Source organism: Buttiauxella sp. 3AFRM03, assembly GCF_003675305.1.
In the GTDB taxonomy this organism is placed as follows: Bacteria; Pseudomonadota; Gammaproteobacteria; order Enterobacterales; family Enterobacteriaceae; genus Buttiauxella; species Buttiauxella ferragutiae.
This window is the reverse complement of sequence record NZ_CP033076.1, coordinates 4097644-4113368: the sequence shown is the minus strand read 5'-3', so window position 1 is coordinate 4113368 and position 15725 is coordinate 4097644. Positions and strand designations below refer to the sequence as shown.

Genomic DNA, 15725 nt, shown 5'->3' with positions numbered 1-15725 from the left:
CCGGTCTAAAGTGTTACCCATGTGCCCGGTTTGTACCGTTAGCGTCATCCACCATTTACGCCAGTTGTATCGGATGACGCTGCGCTTATCCGACCTGGGAAGAGGTGCAGTCAGAAAATCGCGTCACGAAGTTGTTGCGCCACTTTGAGTGCCATCGCCATTGATGTGAGATTGGTAAAACTCATCAGAATTCCCCCTTCCCCTTTTGACACCATCCGCCAGTCACTTAATGCCTGCACCGCCAGCCCGGCTTCGCGAGCTTTCGCCACAAGCGCACGATCATCGCCGCCGACACGCATCACCAGTTGAATGCCTCCGGCCTGTGGAACCACATCAAAACCTTGCTGTTGCAGTGCCTGTTCCAGCCATACTCGCCGTTCGCTGTAGCACAGACGCATTTTTTTCAGATGACGCCAGAAATGGCCTTCGCGGAGAAAATCGGCAATGGTTTGCTGAATCAACAACGGCGCGGTGCAGGGTAAGTAATGAGTATGTTGTGAAAACGCCTCGACTTGCTGTTGCGGCACCACCAGCCAGGCGACGCGCAGCGCGGGAAATAGCGATTTGCTGAACGTCCCCGCGTAGATCACCCGTTGTGGGCCATCGAGGCTTTTTATCGGTGGCAGTGGTTTGCCATGGTAGCGGAATTCGCTGTCGTAATCGTCTTCAATCACCCAGCTTTGATTCGCTGCTGCCCAGTCCAGCAACTGATGGCGGCGTGCCAGTGACAACGCCACGCCAAGTGGGCTTTGGTGAGCGGGAGTAACCAGCGCAAAACGAGCGTCAGGGAAATGACCTAACCCGTAATCAATCTGCATCCCTTCGTTATCGACGGGGACGGGATGTAGCGCCATTCCTGCTTCAGCAAAAACCGGGCGCACATAGCGATAACCGGGGTCTTCCAGCCATATTCCGTCGCCAGGTTTTGCCAGGGTATGCACCACCAGACGCATGGCGGCCTGAAATCCGGCGGTGATAAATACCTGCTCCGGCTGGCAGTCAATACTGCGCGAAAATCGCAAATAATCGGCAATAGCCTGGCGCAGTGTCGATTCGCCGTTAGCCTCTGGCAGCATCAGGTCATAGCGGGTTTGCAGGCGCAGACGCCGCCCCATCATCCGCGCCCAGAGTGCGCGCGGGAATCCATCAAGGGCTGGTAACCCCATCTGAAACGGACGTGGCGCACCTTGCGGCTGGCTCGAGGTATTGGCAACGTTATTTGCCCCCGAAGTGGCTGAAGGGCTGACGAAGGTTCCCGCCTGGCCGCGCCTTTCCAGCCAACCTTGTGCCACCAGTTCGCCATAGGCGTTTTCCACTGTCGCCCGCGCCACGCCAAGTTCAAGTGCCATAGTACGGCTCGACGGCAAACGGCTTCCGGCCACCAGCTCACCATCACTGATTGCCTGTTTGAGTTGCCTGGCAATTTGTTGATAACGCGGGATGGCGTGGTGAGCGCTGACCACCAGTTGATTCGATTTTGCCATTATGGCCTGCTTTATTAGTTAATTTATGGCTCTCTTTAGTAGTCCATCATAGTGCTAAATTGCTTTCACACCAACATGAGGAACAACACCATGACAGAATTACGCCAACCCTATTTTGACCTTTCCCCTGCTGTGTTTAAGCCGATGCTGCAAGCGCTGAAAGGTCTGGAGTCCAGCTCGCTGGGTTCAACACTGATTGAGCTGGTTTTCCTGCGTGTCTCGCAGATTAACGGTTGTGCTTATTGCCTGGAGATGCACTCAAAAGCCCTGCGCAAAGATGGCGTGGACCAGACCAAACTGGATGCGCTGGCGGGCTGGAAAGTGAGCCATCACTTCAGCGACAAAGAGCGTGCGGCGCTGGCCTGGGCTGAAGCGGTGACCATGATTACCGAAGGTGGTGCGGAAGATGCGGTGTACCAGCCGCTGCTGCAATTCTTTACTGCACAAGAGATTAGCGATCTGACTTTTGCCGCGAGCCTGATGAATGCGTTTAACCGCCTGGCGATCGGTATGCGTATGTAGTTTTTGAGTTTTCCCCTCACCCCGGCCCTCTCCCAAAGGAGAGGGTGAAAACCACGCCACTCCCTCCCTCTTATCGAAAATACTATATCTTGTATGGTTGATAATTTTCTCACCCACATCTAGTATTCATATTCTCAACACCAGAGAGAATAAGAATCATGCGCATTACCATATACACCCGAAATGACTGTGTCCAATGCCACGCCACCAAACGTGCTATCGAAAGCCGCGGGTTCACTTTTGAGCTGATTAACCTCGATTTAAACCCAGAAGCGGCGGACGATTTACGCACGCTGGGTTATCGCCAGTTGCCAGTTGTTATCACCGAACAGGAAAGCTGGAGCGGGTTTAGGCCGGATATGATCAACCGCCTGCGCAGCCAGGCCCTCGCATGAGCAACCTCGTCTACTTCTCCAGCACCTCGGAAAACACCCTGCGTTTTGTCGAACGCCTCGGGCTGCCCGCCGTGCGCATTCCGCTGGATTTCAAGCAGCGACTGGAAGTGACGGAACCGTACATTTTGATCGTGCCGAGCTATGGCGGCGGCGGGATTGCCGGAGCCGTTCCCGCTCAGGTGATTCGTTTTTTAAACAACCCGATGAATCGGTCGTTGTTGCGCGGTGTGATTGCCAGCGGCAACCGCAACTTCGGCGAAGGATTTTGCCGGGCAGGTGACGTGATCGCCCAAAAATGCCAGGTGCCGTATCTCTATCGTTTTGAGCTACTGGGCACCGGGCAAGACATTGAAAACGTGCGTAAGGGAGTCAAAGAATTTTGGCAACGACAGAAGCTATCAGCGTAATGGCAGCGGAAAGCGCGGATTATCACGCGCTCAATGCCATGTTGAATCTTTATGATTCCGAAGGGCGCATCCAGTTTGAGAAAGATAAACTGGCGGTCGAGCAATTCCATCAACAGCATGTGCTGCCCCGCTCGCGCCAGTTTTCTGGCCAGCAAGCGCGTCTGGACGGGCTGGTGGCGGAAGGCTATTACGACAACGCGGTGCTGCAACGTTATCAGCGCCGTTTTGTGGTGGAATTGTTTGAGAAAGCGCATCGCAGCGGTTTCCAGTTCCAGACCTTTTTGGGTGCCTGGAAGTATTACACCAGCTACACGCTGAAATCTTATGACGGCAAAGAGTATCTGGAACATTTCCCGGACCGCGTGTGTATGGTGGCGCTGACGCTGGCGCAAGGTGATGAAAAACTGGCAGTTCAGCTGATGGATGAAATGCTCAGTGGCCGCTTCCAGCCTGCAACACCGACGTTTTTGAACTGCGGGAAGATGCAGCGCGGCGAACTAGTTTCCTGCTTCCTGCTGCGTATCGAAGATAATATGGAGTCGATTGGCCGCGCGGTGAATTCAGCGCTGCAACTGTCGAAACGCGGTGGCGGTGTGGCATTTCTGCTGTCGAATTTACGCGAAGTCGGCGCACCGATTAAACGCATTGAAAACCAGTCGTCCGGGGTGATCCCGGTAATGAAGATGCTGGAGGATGCGTTTTCTTATGCCAACCAACTCGGTGCGCGCCAGGGCGCGGGCGCGGTTTATCTGCACGCCCATCATCCCGATATTTTGCGTTTCCTCGATACCAAACGCGAAAATGCTGATGAAAAGATCCGCATCAAATCGCTCTCACTTGGCGTGGTGATCCCGGATGTCACCTTCCAGTTAGCGAAAGACAACCAGCCGATGGCGCTGTTTTCGCCTTACGATGTCGAGCGTATTTACGGCAAGCCGTTTGGCGATATTGCGGTCAGCGATTTGTACCTTGAAATGCTGGCAGACGAACGCATCCGCAAGACCTTTATTAACGCGCGCGATTTCTTCCAGACACTGGCCGAAATCCAGTTTGAGTCCGGTTATCCGTACATCATGTTTGAAGATACGGTCAACCGCGCCAACCCGATTGCCGGGCGCATTAATATGAGCAACCTGTGTTCAGAAATTTTGCAGGTCAATAGCGCGTCGACCTATGACGAAAACCTCGATTACCAGAATGTGGGCCACGATATTTCCTGCAATCTCGGATCACTGAATATCGCGCATGCGATGGATTCCGCAGATTTTGCTCAGACTATAGAAACCGCCATTCGTGGGCTGACGGCGGTTTCCGATATGAGCCACATTCGCTCGGTGCCGTCGATTGAAGCGGGCAACTCCGCCTCCCATGCGATTGGCCTCGGGCAGATGAATCTGCACGGTTATCTGGCACGCGAAAGCATTGCTTATGGCTCTGCGGAAGGGTTGGATTTCACTAACATCTATTTTTACACCGTGACCTGGCATGCCATTCGCGCCTCGAATTTGCTGGCACGGGAACGCAAACAACGTTTTGCAGGTTTTGAACAATCACGCTATGCGAGCGGTGAATATTTCCAGCAATATCTGCAAGAAAACTGGCAGCCGAAAACCCAAAAAGTTCGCGAGTTATTTGCCAACGCCGGTATCACCATCCCCACTCGCAGGCAGTGGCAGCAGTTGCGTGATGATGTGATGGAGTTCGGCCTGTATAACCAGAATTTGCAGGCCATTCCACCAACGGGTTCTATTTCGTATATCAACCACGCAACGTCGAGTATTCACCCGATTGTTTCGCGTATTGAGATCCGCAAAGAAGGCAAAACCGGGCGCGTTTATTATCCGGCCCCGTTTATGACCAATGAGAATCTCGAGTATTACCAGGATGCCTACGATATTGGCCCGGAAAAGATAATCGACACCTACGCGCAAGCCACACGCCACGTTGATCAAGGTTTGTCGCTGACGCTATTTTTCCGCGATACCGCCACCACCCGCGATATTAATAAAGCGCAGATTTATGCCTGGAAAAAAGGCATTAAAACGCTGTATTACATTCGCTTGCGTCAGATGGCACTGGAAGGCACCGAAGTCCAGGGCTGCGTGTCCTGCGCTTTATAAGGGGAGAAGATGACTCAGTTAAACCGCGTGCGCGCCATCAACTGGAATATTATCGAGGATGAGAAAGATCTCGAGGTATGGAACCGCCTGACCAGTAATTTTTGGCTGCCGGAAAAAGTCCCGCTGTCGAACGATATTCCGGCGTGGCAATCACTTAGCAACGATGAACAGCAGCTGACGATCCGCGTATTTACTGGGTTGACGTTGTTGGACACCATTCAGAATACCATTGGCGCACCCGTATTAATGGCTGACGCAATAACACCCCATGAAGAAGCGGTGTTGTCGAACGTGAGTTTTATGGAAGCGGTGCATGCTCGTTCTTATAGTTCGATTTTCTCGACACTTTGCCAGAGCAAAGATGTTGATGCCGCTTATGCGTGGAGTGAAGCCAATGAACCACTCCAGCGCAAAGCGCAAATTATCCTCGCGCATTATCATGCCGATGACCCGTTGAAGAAGAAAATCGCCAGCGTATTTTTGGAGTCGTTCTTATTTTATTCAGGCTTTTATTTGCCGATGTATTGGTCAAGCCGTGGCAAGTTGACCAACACCGCAGATCTGATTCGTCTGATCATTCGTGACGAGGCGGTGCATGGCTATTACATCGGTTATAAATTTCAGAAAAATCTTGTGCAGCAAAGCGCTGAACGACAGAGCGAATTGCAGAATTTCGCCTTCGAGTTGCTGATGGATCTTTACGATAATGAAGTGGCGTATACCGATGCGTTGTATGGCAATGTCGGCTGGCAGGAAGAGGTCAAAGCGTTCCTTTGCTATAACGCCAATAAAGCACTGATGAACCTCGGCTATAACGCGCTGTTCCCGCCTGAAATGGTCGCAGTGAACCCTGCAATTCTGGCAGCGCTTTCTCCCAACGCCGACGAAAACCATGACTTCTTCTCAGGCTCGGGTTCGTCGTATGTGATGGGGAAAGCGGTGGAGACTCAGGACGAAGATTGGGACTTCTAATTAAGAAAAATAGATTAATCTACAGCGGATAATCGAACACATAACCCACCAAATTTTGCGTTTATTTATGGCGGATAGAGTGATGCTTATCCGCCATGGATATTATTGTGAACCTCGTCTCATTCAGGCTAATTTCGCCTCCGGTTACAAAAAATATCATCTTTTTCATATTTACCCTCAGCCCTTTACTCATGGGAAATGCCGACCACATGCGCCGTGCGGATATTGGATATATCGGAAATGGAGGGTTGCCTCAGATTCTAAGTATGTTAGGGTATATGCAGTGAATATTTCCATCAGGAATTGTGTATAAATATATAAATACAGGAATAACTTTATTGCATGGCAATTAAACTTGAAGTGAAGAATTTATATAAAGTATTTGGTGAGCATCCACAGCGCGCATTCAAATATATAGAAAAAGGTATTTCAAAAGCAGAATTACTGGAGAAAACAGGGCTGTCGCTTGGCGTAAAAGACGCCAGTCTGGCCATTGAAGAAGGCGAGATTTTTGTCATCATGGGGTTATCGGGTTCCGGTAAATCCACCATGGTTCGCCTTCTCAATCGCCTGATTGAACCAACCCGTGGACAGGTACTGATTGACGGCGTAGACATTGCCAAAATATCAGAAGCGGAACTCCGTGAAGTACGTAAAAATAAGATTTCCATGGTATTCCAGTCCTTTGCTTTGATGCCTCATATGACGGTGTTAAATAACGCTGGATTCGGCATGGAATTAGCCGGTATTGCGTTGAAAGAACGTCAGGAAAAAGCGCTTGATGCACTGCGTCAGGTTGGGCTGGAAAATTATGCCCACGCTTATCCCGATGAGCTTTCTGGCGGTATGCGTCAGCGTGTGGGTTTGGCTCGTGCTTTGGCGATTAATCCCGATATATTATTGATGGATGAAGCCTTCTCTGCCCTCGATCCTTTAATTCGTACTGAAATGCAGGACGAGTTAATTAAATTGCAGGCGAAACATCAGCGTACCATCGTATTTATTTCCCACGATCTGGATGAAGCGATGCGTATTGGCGACCGAATTGCCATTATGCAGGGTGGTGAAGTGGTGCAAGTCGGTACGCCGGATGAAATTCTCAATAATCCGGCGAATGATTATGTGCGCACCTTCTTCCGTGGCGTAGATATTAGCCAGGTATTTAGCGCTAAGGATATTGCCCGTCGTAGCCCGGCTGGCCTGTTGCGTAAAACTGCCGGTTTCGGCCCAAGATCCGCGCTGAAATTGCTGCAAGATGAAGACCGTGAATTTGGTTATGTCATTGAACGCGGGCAAAAATTCCTCGGTATTGTTTCCACTGATTCACTGAAAGCCGCGTTAGCTGCGGGCCAGGGTCTGGACAATGCTTACCTCGAATCTCCAGCGGCCGTTTCCGCAGAGACTTCACTGAGTGATCTACTCACCCATGTCGGCCAGGCACCGTGCGCGGTTCCGGTTGTTGGGGAAGAGAGTCAGTACGTGGGCATTATCTCGAAAGGGGTTCTGCTGCAGGCGTTAGATCGTGAGGGGGTAAGTCAATGAGTGCAGAAAATCCGTGGGATACCGGCAGTGCGGCTGCCGACGCAACAACCAATCAGGCCGCAGCGACCGCCGATGCGTGGGGAAGCCAGGCGGCCTCAACACCCGCAGCCAGTAGCAGTGCAGACTGGCTGAATTCAGCGCCTGCCCCGCAGCCTGAACATTTTAATATTTTAGATCCCTTTCATAAGACGCTGATCCCGCTCGATAGCTGGGTGACGCACGGCATCGATTGGGTGGTTACGCACTTCCGTCCGCTGTTCCAGGGCATTCGCGTGCCGGTGGATTATATACTGAGCGGCTTCCAGCATTTCTTGCTGGGGATGCCCGCCCCGGTTGCCATCGTTCTGTTTGCGCTGATTGCGTGGCAGATGTCGAGCCTCGGGATGGGGATCGCGACGCTGGTTTCACTGGTGGCGATTGGCGCGATTGGCGCGTGGTCACAAGCAATGGTGACGCTGGCGCTGGTTCTGACCGCCCTGCTGTTCTGCATGATTATTGGTTTACCGCTCGGTATTTGGCTTGCCAGAAGCGAACGGGCCGCGAAGATTATCCGTCCGTTATTAGATGCCATGCAGACTACACCAGCGTTTGTTTACCTGGTGCCAATTGTGATGCTGTTCGGTATCGGTAACGTGCCGGGTGTGGTGGTGACGATTATCTTTGCCCTGCCACCGATTGTGCGCCTGACGATTCTGGGAATTAAGCAGGTTCCGGAAGATTTGATTGAAGCCTCTCGTTCGTTTGGCGCAAGCCCACGTCAGATGCTGTTCAAAGTTCAGTTACCGCTGGCGATGCCAACCATTATGGCGGGCGTCAACCAGACGCTGATGCTGGCACTTTCGATGGTGGTTATCGCGTCAATGATTGCCGTCGGCGGTCTTGGTCAGATGGTGCTGCGCGGTATTGGTCGCCTTGATATGGGTCTGGCGACCGTTGGCGGCGTCGGCATTGTAATTCTGGCCATTATTCTCGACCGTTTAACTCAGTCCATTGGCCGCGATTCACGCAGCCGTGGCAACCGCCGCTGGTTTAACACCGGCCCAATTGGTCTTTTGACCCGTCCCTTCATCAAATAAACATGATGGCGGCATGCGTGCCGCCTCACGCCCCATCACCGATAAGGAAGCATGATGCGACACACAACTATTTTAGCCGCAACACTCGCCACTCTGATGACCACCAGCGCTTTTGCCGCTGATTTGCCGGGAAAAGGCATTACGGTTCAACCTGCGCAAAGCACTATCTCAGAAGAATCATTCCAGACTTTGCTGGTGAGCCGCGCCCTGGAAAAATTGGGCTATACGGTGAATAAACCGAGTGAAGTGGATTACAACGTGGCCTACACCTCCATGGCCGCAGGCGATACCACATTTATCGCCACTAACTGGAAGCCGTTGCACGACGATATGTACGACGCTGCTGGCGGCGATAAGAAGTTTTATCGTGAAGGTACTTACGTTCAGGGTGCCGCTCAGGGTTATCTGATAGATAAGAAAACGGCCGAGCAATATAAGATAACCAATATCGAGCAGCTAAAAGATCCTAAGATTGCCAAACTGTTTGATACCAACGGCGACGGTAAAGCCGATTTAACTGGCTGCACACCTGGTTGGGGCTGCGAAGCGGTTATCAATCACCAGATTGGCGCTTTCGGCCTGACGAATACCGTGGAACATAACCAGGGTAACTATTCGGCGATGATTGCCGATACCATTACGCGTCACAAAGAAGGCAAGCCGGTTATCTACTACACCTGGACGCCATATTGGGTGAGTGATGTGATGGTTCCGGGCAAAGATGTGGTGTGGCTGCAAGTGCCGTTCTCTTCTATGCCAGGCAAACAGAAAGACGTGGATACCAAACTGCCGAATGGCGCGAACTATGGTTTCCCGGTAAATACCATGCACATTGTGGCGAACAAAGCCTGGGCTGAGAAAAACCCGCAGGCGGCGAAGCTGTTTAGTCTGATGAAGCTGCCACTGGCGGATATCAACGCCGAGAATGCAATGATGCACAACGGTAAAGCGTCAGAAGCGGATATTCAGGGTCACGTCGATGGCTGGATTAAAGCACACCAGGCCGAGTTTGATGGCTGGGTGAATGAGGCTTTGGCGACGAAGTAAGTTTTTGCCCTCACCCTAACCCTCTCCCACGGGAGAGGGAATAGTCCGGCGCTCTCCCTCTCTTTCTCATACTGATGCCAGTTTTCCCCTTCTCCTGGGGGACAAGGTCGGGATGAGGGCGTCCCAATCAAAAACAAAGCGCACAATCCGACCCCTGCCTACCTTATTTTTAGCTATTATTCCCGCTCCATCATCACAAGCTGAAAAATAACAATGAAAACATCCACTCAAGGACTGAGCCCCGCTCTGATTGTCCTGATGTCTCTCGCCACGGGTTTGGCCGTTGCCAGTAACTATTATGCGCAACCCCTGCTCGACACTATCGCGACGGCATTTTCCCTTTCAATTAATCAGGCCGGGTTTATCGTTACCGCAGCGCAGCTAGGCTATGCCGTAGGTCTGCTGTTCCTGGTGCCGTTGGGCGATATGTTTGAACGCCGTGGGTTGATTGTGTTTATGACGCTGCTCGCCGCGGGTGGGATGGTGATTGTCGCCCTCAGCCAGACGCTGTGGATGATGATTCTTGGCACCGCACTCACCGGCTTGTTCTCGGTGGTCGCCCAGATTCTTGTGCCATTGGCAGCAACGCTTGCGGAGCCGGAAAAGCGCGGCAAAGTGGTCGGCACCATTATGAGCGGGCTGCTGCTGGGGATTTTGCTGGCACGTACTGTAGCCGGGTTACTGGCAGGTATTGGCGGCTGGCGCACCGTTTACTGGGTTGCAAGTGTATTAATGGTGGTGATGGCGCTGGCTTTGTGGCGTGGTTTACCAAAAGTGAAATCCGACACCCATCTGAATTATCCGCAATTGTTGTCGTCGGTATTCGGCTTGTTTATCAAAACTCCGCTGCTGCGGACCCGCGCTTTGCTCGGCTGCCTGACCTTTGCCAACTTCAGTATTCTCTGGACGTCGATGGCGTTTCTGCTGGCGTCACCGCCCTTTAATTTCTCGGAAAGCGTGATTGGTTTGTTTGGCCTCGCGGGTGCTGCGGGTGCTTTGGGTGCGCGTCCCGCTGGCGGGTTTGCGGACAAAGGCAAAGCCCATCTCACCACGACTATTGGGCTGGTGCTGTTGTTAGTGTCCTGGATTGCAACCGCGATGGGGCAGTATTCCGTTATCGCATTGATCATCGGGATTCTGGTGCTGGATTTAACCGTTCAGGGCGTACATATCACTAACCAGACGGTTATCTACCGCATGATGCCGGATGCGCGAAATCGTCTGACCGCCGGTTATATGACCAGCTACTTTATTGGCGGGGCCGCAGGTTCGCTGATCTCCGCCAGTGCTTATCAACATGCCGGATGGAATGGCGTGTGCGTGGCCGGTGCGATTGTCGCCCTACTAAATTTAGTAGTGTGGTGGCGTGGTTATCACCGCCAACCGTGATGTCACTATTTCTTTACAACCGCCAGAAATAATTTGGGGTATTAAGGGTCGTACCAGTCTGTTAAGGTTATCCCCGTTTATTAATTCGAGTGACTTTAACGTAAGAAACTTATAAATATTTAATATGGATAGTCCTGCAACAGTTCCATTAGATAATAATCACAGCGATGCCACCTGGGTTGAAGGGCTGAAAGACAGTTTACCGATTGTCATCAGTTATATTCCGGTCGCGTTTGCGTTTGGGCTTAATGCCACGAAGCTGGGATTTACGCCACTCGAAAGCTTGTTTTTCTCCTGCATTATTTATGCCGGGGCCAGCCAGTTTGTGATAACTGCGTTACTGGCTGCGGGTAGTTCTCTGTGGGTCGCCGCCTTAACGGTGATGGCAATGGATGTGCGCCACGTGTTGTATGGCCCTTCCCTGCGTCAGCGCATCACCCGCCAGTTGAGTAAACCTAAAACCGCGATTTGGGCCTTCGGCCTGACCGACGAAGTTTTTGCCGCCGCCACCGCCAAACTGGTGCGTGATAACCGGCGCTGGAGCGAAAACTGGATGATCGGTATCGCCTTTAGTTCATGGTTTTCCTGGGTTTTAGGCACCGCGCTGGGAGCCTGGTCTGGTAATGGTTTGCTGGACCACCTGCCCGCTGTTGAAGCGGCTTTAGGCTTTATGTTGCCCGCCCTGTTCATGAGTTTCATGCTGGCGTCGTTCCAGCGTAAACAATCATGGACGGTTACCGCTTCGCTTGCTGGCGCATTGTTGGGCGTGACGCTGGTTTCTATTCCGGTGGCGATTCTTGCAGGGATTGTCTGTGGCTGTATGGCGGCATTAGTACAGGCGTTTTATCAAGGTGAACACGGATGAGTACACAAGTACTTTTGCTGGGTTTGCTGGTCGGCCTTGCCAACTATCTGTTTCGTTATTTGCCTCTGCGTATCCGGGCAAATACCACTCGTCCGGCCAAACGCGGCGCCACTGGCATACTGCTCGACAGTATCGGAATCGCATCGATTTGTGCGTTGCTGGTGGTTTCTAGTGTTCCGGAGATTATGCAGAACGCGCAACGTCTGGTCCCGACGCTTGTCGGTTTTATTATTCTCGGGCTGAGTTTTTATAAAACTCGCAGCATCATTGTCCCGACATTATTAAGTGCTCTGGGTTATGGATTAACCTGGAAACTCATGATGGTGATATCAGTCTGACCAATAAAAACGTATCAACAATACATTTACTTTATTTGTCACCATCGTTATTATATCGACCGAAACTAATGAGGTTATGCCAAAATGGATAGTTCGTTTACGCCCATTGAACAAATGCTAAAATTTCGCGCCAAACGCTATGAGGAATTCCCGTACCAGGAAGTCCTGCTGACGCGCCTTTGCATGCACATGCAGGGCAAGCTTTTGGAAAACCGCAATAAAATGCTGAAAGCTCAGGGGATTAACGAGACGCTGTTTATGGCGTTAATTACTCTTGAATCGCAGGAAAACCACAGCATCCAGCCTTCTGAATTGAGCTGTGCTTTGGGGTCTTCCCGTACTAACGCGACTCGTATTGCCGATGAACTGGAAAAGCGTGGCTGGATTGAACGCCGTGAAAGCGATAACGATCGCCGCTGCCTGCATCTGCATTTAACCGAAAAAGGTCAGGAGTTCCTGCGTCAGGTGTTACCACCGCAGCACCACTGCTTACATGAGCTGTGGTCCACGCTGAGTGGTTCGGAAAAAGAGCAGTTGGAACAGATCACCCGCAAACTGCTGACCCGCCTTGATGAAATGGACGAAAACCAGACTGTACTTGAAGCCGTGCGCTAAGTGCCGTCATCGCGTTAAATCGTAGTATCCCAAAAAAGATGAATACTGACAGGCCAGCAACTTACCTTGCTGGCCTGTTGGATCTAACAGGTCGGCTCAGCCGATCACTATAATAAAAAAGTGTGGAGATAAGCATGAGCGCACATGCGGAGACTCAAACCTCGCAGCAGCCGGGTAACAAGAAAGGCAAACGTAAAGGTGCCTTACTTGTGTTGACCTTGCTGTTTGTCATTATTGCTGTGGCATATGGGATTTACTGGTTCTTAGTATTACGTCACTACGAAAACACGGATGATGCGTATGTGGCCGGTAATCAGGTGCAGATAATGTCCCAGGTTTCCGGAAGCGTAACTAAAGTTTGGGCAGATAATACCGACTTCGTTAAACAGGGCGATGTTCTGGTGACGCTGGACCAGGCTGACGCTGAGCAAGCCTTTGAACAAGCACAAACCGTGCTGGCTTCAAGCGTGCGCCAGACTCGTCAGTTAATGATTAACAGTAAGCAATATCAGGCCAATATTGAGCTGCAAAAGACTTCTCTGGCACAAGCTCAAAGCGACCTGAATCGCCGCGTGCCGCTGGGGAATGCAAACCTGATTGGCCGTGAAGAGTTGCAACACGCCCGAGATGCCGTCGCATCGGCTCAAGCGCAACTGGATGTTGCCATTCAACAATATAATGCCAATCAGGCCATGATCCTCGGAACCAAACTCGAAGAACAGCCAAGTGTTAAACAAGCGGCTGCCGAGTTACGTAACGCCTGGATGGCACTGCAACGGACTAAGATTGTCAGCCCAATGACCGGCTATGTTTCACGCCGTGTGGTGCAAGTTGGTGCACAGATTAGCCCGACCACACCGCTGATGGCTATCGTGCCAGCGAGTGGTTTGTGGGTTGATGCAAACTTCAAAGAAACGCAGCTTGCGCATATGCGTATTGGCCAACCGGCGACGGTCGTCAGTGATATTTACGGCGACAAAGTTGAGTACACCGGTAAAGTTGTTGGCCTGGATATGGGTACCGGCAGCGCGTTCTCTCTGCTTCCTGCACAAAACGCCACCGGTAACTGGATTAAAGTGGTTCAGCGTTTGCCGGTTCGTATTGAACTGGATGCCAAACAGCTTGAACAACATCCGCTGCGTATCGGTTTGTCGACGCTGGTGACGGTGGATACCAGTAACCGCGATGGCAGTATGCTGGCAAACACCACTCGTCACTCTCCGGTGTATGAAAGCAATGCGCGCGAGCTGAATCTTGCGCCTGCCAACGAGCTTATCAATAACATCATCCAGGCCAATGCGGGTTAACAAAGCGGAGGTTGTATGGCACAACAAAAACCGCTAGAAGGGGCACCGCTGGTCATCATGACCATCGCCTTGTCATTGGCGACCTTTATGCAGGTGCTGGACTCGACCATCGCCAACGTGGCCATTCCGACCATTGCCGGTAACCTTGGCTCGTCACTGAGCCAGGGAACCTGGGTTATCACTTCATTTGGGGTGGCAAACGCCATCTCAATTCCTATCACCGGGTGGCTTGCTAAGCGCTTTGGTGAAGTGAAGTTGTTTATGTGGTCGACGATTCTCTTCGTGTTGGCTTCATGGGCTTGCGGCGTGTCCAAAAGTCTGGAGATGCTGATCTTCTTCCGCGTTATCCAGGGGATCGTTGCCGGGCCGTTGATTCCGCTGTCGCAAAGTCTGCTGCTCAATAACTACCCGCCTGCTAAGCGAAGTATCGCGCTGGCGCTGTGGTCGATGACGGTCATCGTGGCACCGATTTGTGGGCCAATCCTCGGTGGTTTTATCAGTGATAACTACCACTGGGGTTGGATCTTCTTTATCAACGTGCCTATCGGCGCGCTGGTCGTTCTGCTGACGATGCAAACCTTGCGTGGGCGTGAAACCAAAACCGAGCAGCGCCGTATTGATGCCATCGGCCTTGCGCTGTTGGTGGTGGGCATTGGTAGCCTGCAAATCATGCTCGACCGCGGTAAAGAGCTGGATTGGTTTAACTCAACGGAAGTGGTCGTTCTGACAATCGTCGCGGTGGTGACGATAAGTTTCTTGATTGTCTGGGAGCTAACGGACGACAACCCGATAGTCGACTTGTCGTTGTTTAAGTCGCGAAACTTCACCATTGGTTGCTTGTGTATCAGTCTCGCCTACATGCTCTACTTCGGCGCAATTGTGTTACTGCCGCAGCTATTGCAGGAGGTATATGGCTACACGGCAACCTGGGCGGGTCTGGCATCGGCACCGGTCGGGCTTCTTCCTGTATTGCTGTCGCCGATTATCGGGCGTTTTGCTCATAAGCTCGATATGCGGCGCCTGGTGACGTTCAGCTTTATTATGTATGCCGTCTGTTTCTACTGGCGTGCATATACCTTCGAGCCGGGAATGGATTTCGGCGCGTCGGCCTGGCCGCAGTTTATTCAGGGCTTTGCCGTGGCGTGCTTCTTTATGCCACTGACGACAATCACGCTTTCCGGGCTACCGCCTGAACGTATGGCCGCAGCGTCGAGTCTGTCGAACTTTACCCGAACCCTTGCCGGTTCGATTGGTACGTCGATAACCACGACGCTGTGGACTAACCGCGAAGCGCTACATCACGCGCAGTTAACGGAGTCCGTTTCACCGTTTAACCCGAATGCGCAGGAGATGTATTCAAAACTGGAAAATCTGGGGATGTCGCCGCAACAAGCCTCTGGCTATATTGCGCAGCAGATTACCAATCAGGGGCTGATTATCTCAGCCAATGAGATTTTCTGGGTTTCTGCAGGAATATTTATTCTGTTACTGGGTCTAATCTGGTTTGCCAGACCACCGTTTGGTGCAGGTGGTGGCGGCGGTGGAGCGCACTAAGTCAGAAACACAAAAGGGGCCAATTGGCCCCTTTTCTCTGTCTGTCGTCTGGCGGTTTTGCAGCACAGGTTGTCAGTTTTGCGCCAGTAAGC

15 protein-coding genes are annotated in these 15725 nt (G+C 51.9%); 14 read left to right on the top strand and 1 reads right to left on the bottom strand.

Annotated elements, in window-relative coordinates; translation table 11 throughout:
• Window positions 1-110: 110 nt before the first annotated feature.
• The gene (locus D8682_RS20655; protein WP_121815745.1) at window positions 111-1442 is read right to left on the bottom strand and encodes a PLP-dependent aminotransferase family protein; all 1332 of its coding nucleotides are present in this window, start codon (window positions 1440-1442) and stop codon (window positions 111-113) included.
• 132 nt (window positions 1443-1574) lie between these two features.
• On the opposite strand from D8682_RS20655, the gene D8682_RS20650 reads away from it, so the two are divergent.
• The 14 genes from D8682_RS20650 (at window position 1575) to emrB (ending at window position 15633) form a co-directional block, all read left to right on the top strand.
• Window positions 1575-2006: a carboxymuconolactone decarboxylase family protein gene (locus D8682_RS20650; protein ID WP_121815031.1), complete on the top strand. Its 432-nt coding sequence runs from the start codon at window positions 1575-1577 to the stop codon at window positions 2004-2006.
• A 158-nt stretch (window positions 2007-2164) separates the two neighbouring features.
• Window positions 2165-2401, top strand: a complete 237-nt coding sequence (gene nrdH, locus D8682_RS20645; RefSeq protein ID WP_121815030.1) for a glutaredoxin-like protein NrdH — start codon at window positions 2165-2167, stop codon at window positions 2399-2401.
• A complete protein-coding gene (gene nrdI, locus D8682_RS20640) occupies window positions 2398-2808 on the top strand; it encodes a class Ib ribonucleoside-diphosphate reductase assembly flavoprotein NrdI (protein ID WP_064543998.1) in 411 nt (136 codons plus the stop codon). Before nrdH ends, nrdI begins: the two co-directional genes overlap by 4 nt.
• The gene (gene nrdE, locus D8682_RS20635) at window positions 2781-4928 is read left to right on the top strand and encodes a class 1b ribonucleoside-diphosphate reductase subunit alpha (protein ID WP_121815029.1); all 2148 of its coding nucleotides are present in this window, start codon (window positions 2781-2783) and stop codon (window positions 4926-4928) included. Before nrdI ends, nrdE begins: the two co-directional genes overlap by 28 nt.
• A 9-nt stretch (window positions 4929-4937) precedes the next feature.
• A complete protein-coding gene (gene nrdF / locus D8682_RS20630) occupies window positions 4938-5900 on the top strand; it encodes a class 1b ribonucleoside-diphosphate reductase subunit beta (RefSeq protein ID WP_121815028.1) in 963 nt (320 codons plus the stop codon).
• A 342-nt stretch (window positions 5901-6242) separates the two neighbouring features.
• The gene (gene proV, locus D8682_RS20620; RefSeq protein ID WP_064543991.1) at window positions 6243-7442 is read left to right on the top strand and encodes a glycine betaine/L-proline ABC transporter ATP-binding protein ProV; all 1200 of its coding nucleotides are present in this window, start codon (window positions 6243-6245) and stop codon (window positions 7440-7442) included.
• A complete protein-coding gene (gene proW / locus D8682_RS20615) occupies window positions 7439-8518 on the top strand; it encodes a glycine betaine/L-proline ABC transporter permease ProW (RefSeq protein WP_064543989.1) in 1080 nt (359 codons plus the stop codon). Before proV ends, proW begins: the two co-directional genes overlap by 4 nt.
• Before the next feature lie 54 nt (window positions 8519-8572).
• Window positions 8573-9565, top strand: a complete 993-nt coding sequence (gene proX / locus D8682_RS20610; protein WP_064543987.1) for a glycine betaine/L-proline ABC transporter substrate-binding protein ProX — start codon at window positions 8573-8575, stop codon at window positions 9563-9565.
• A 213-nt stretch (window positions 9566-9778) separates the two neighbouring features.
• Entirely contained in the window at window positions 9779-10954 is a 1176-nt protein-coding gene (locus D8682_RS20605) for an MFS transporter (protein WP_064543984.1), read from the top strand.
• Between the two features lie 124 nt (window positions 10955-11078).
• Window positions 11079-11819: an AzlC family ABC transporter permease gene (locus D8682_RS20600; RefSeq protein WP_064543982.1), complete on the top strand. Its 741-nt coding sequence runs from the start codon at window positions 11079-11081 to the stop codon at window positions 11817-11819.
• Window positions 11816-12157, top strand: a complete 342-nt coding sequence (ygaH, locus tag D8682_RS20595; protein ID WP_064543980.1) for an L-valine transporter subunit YgaH — start codon at window positions 11816-11818, stop codon at window positions 12155-12157. Before D8682_RS20600 ends, ygaH begins: the two co-directional genes overlap by 4 nt.
• An 84-nt stretch (window positions 12158-12241) precedes the next feature.
• Window positions 12242-12772: a transcriptional repressor MprA gene (mprA, locus tag D8682_RS20590; RefSeq protein WP_064543978.1), complete on the top strand. Its 531-nt coding sequence runs from the start codon at window positions 12242-12244 to the stop codon at window positions 12770-12772.
• Between the two features lie 134 nt (window positions 12773-12906).
• Window positions 12907-14079: a multidrug efflux MFS transporter periplasmic adaptor subunit EmrA gene (gene emrA, locus D8682_RS20585; RefSeq protein ID WP_064543976.1), complete on the top strand. Its 1173-nt coding sequence runs from the start codon at window positions 12907-12909 to the stop codon at window positions 14077-14079.
• Window positions 14080-14094: 15 nt separating this feature from the next.
• Window positions 14095-15633 carry a multidrug efflux MFS transporter permease subunit EmrB gene (gene emrB / locus D8682_RS20580; protein WP_064543974.1) on the top strand — a complete coding sequence of 513 codons (1539 nt, stop codon included), beginning with the start codon at window positions 14095-14097 and terminating at the stop codon, window positions 15631-15633.
• Window positions 15634-15725 lie beyond the last annotated feature (92 nt).

Coding starts and splice junctions, on each gene's coding strand:
- emrB (WP_064543974.1), top strand. CDS start 14,095: ATGGCACAACAAAAACCGCTAGAAGGGGCACCGCTGGTCATCATGACC.
- mprA (WP_064543978.1), top strand. CDS start 12,242: ATGGATAGTTCGTTTACGCCCATTGAACAAATGCTAAAATTTCGCGCC.
- nrdH (WP_121815030.1), top strand. CDS start 2,165: ATGCGCATTACCATATACACCCGAAATGACTGTGTCCAATGCCACGCC.
- D8682_RS20600 (WP_064543982.1), top strand. CDS start 11,079: ATGGATAGTCCTGCAACAGTTCCATTAGATAATAATCACAGCGATGCC.
- proV (WP_064543991.1), top strand. CDS start 6,243: ATGGCAATTAAACTTGAAGTGAAGAATTTATATAAAGTATTTGGTGAG.
- emrA (WP_064543976.1), top strand. CDS start 12,907: ATGAGCGCACATGCGGAGACTCAAACCTCGCAGCAGCCGGGTAACAAG.
- D8682_RS20605 (WP_064543984.1), top strand. CDS start 9,779: ATGAAAACATCCACTCAAGGACTGAGCCCCGCTCTGATTGTCCTGATG.
- proX (WP_064543987.1), top strand. CDS start 8,573: ATGCGACACACAACTATTTTAGCCGCAACACTCGCCACTCTGATGACC.
- ygaH (WP_064543980.1), top strand. CDS start 11,816: ATGAGTACACAAGTACTTTTGCTGGGTTTGCTGGTCGGCCTTGCCAAC.
- nrdI (WP_064543998.1), top strand. CDS start 2,398: ATGAGCAACCTCGTCTACTTCTCCAGCACCTCGGAAAACACCCTGCGT.
- D8682_RS20650 (WP_121815031.1), top strand. CDS start 1,575: ATGACAGAATTACGCCAACCCTATTTTGACCTTTCCCCTGCTGTGTTT.
- proW (WP_064543989.1), top strand. CDS start 7,439: ATGAGTGCAGAAAATCCGTGGGATACCGGCAGTGCGGCTGCCGACGCA.
- nrdF (WP_121815028.1), top strand. CDS start 4,938: ATGACTCAGTTAAACCGCGTGCGCGCCATCAACTGGAATATTATCGAG.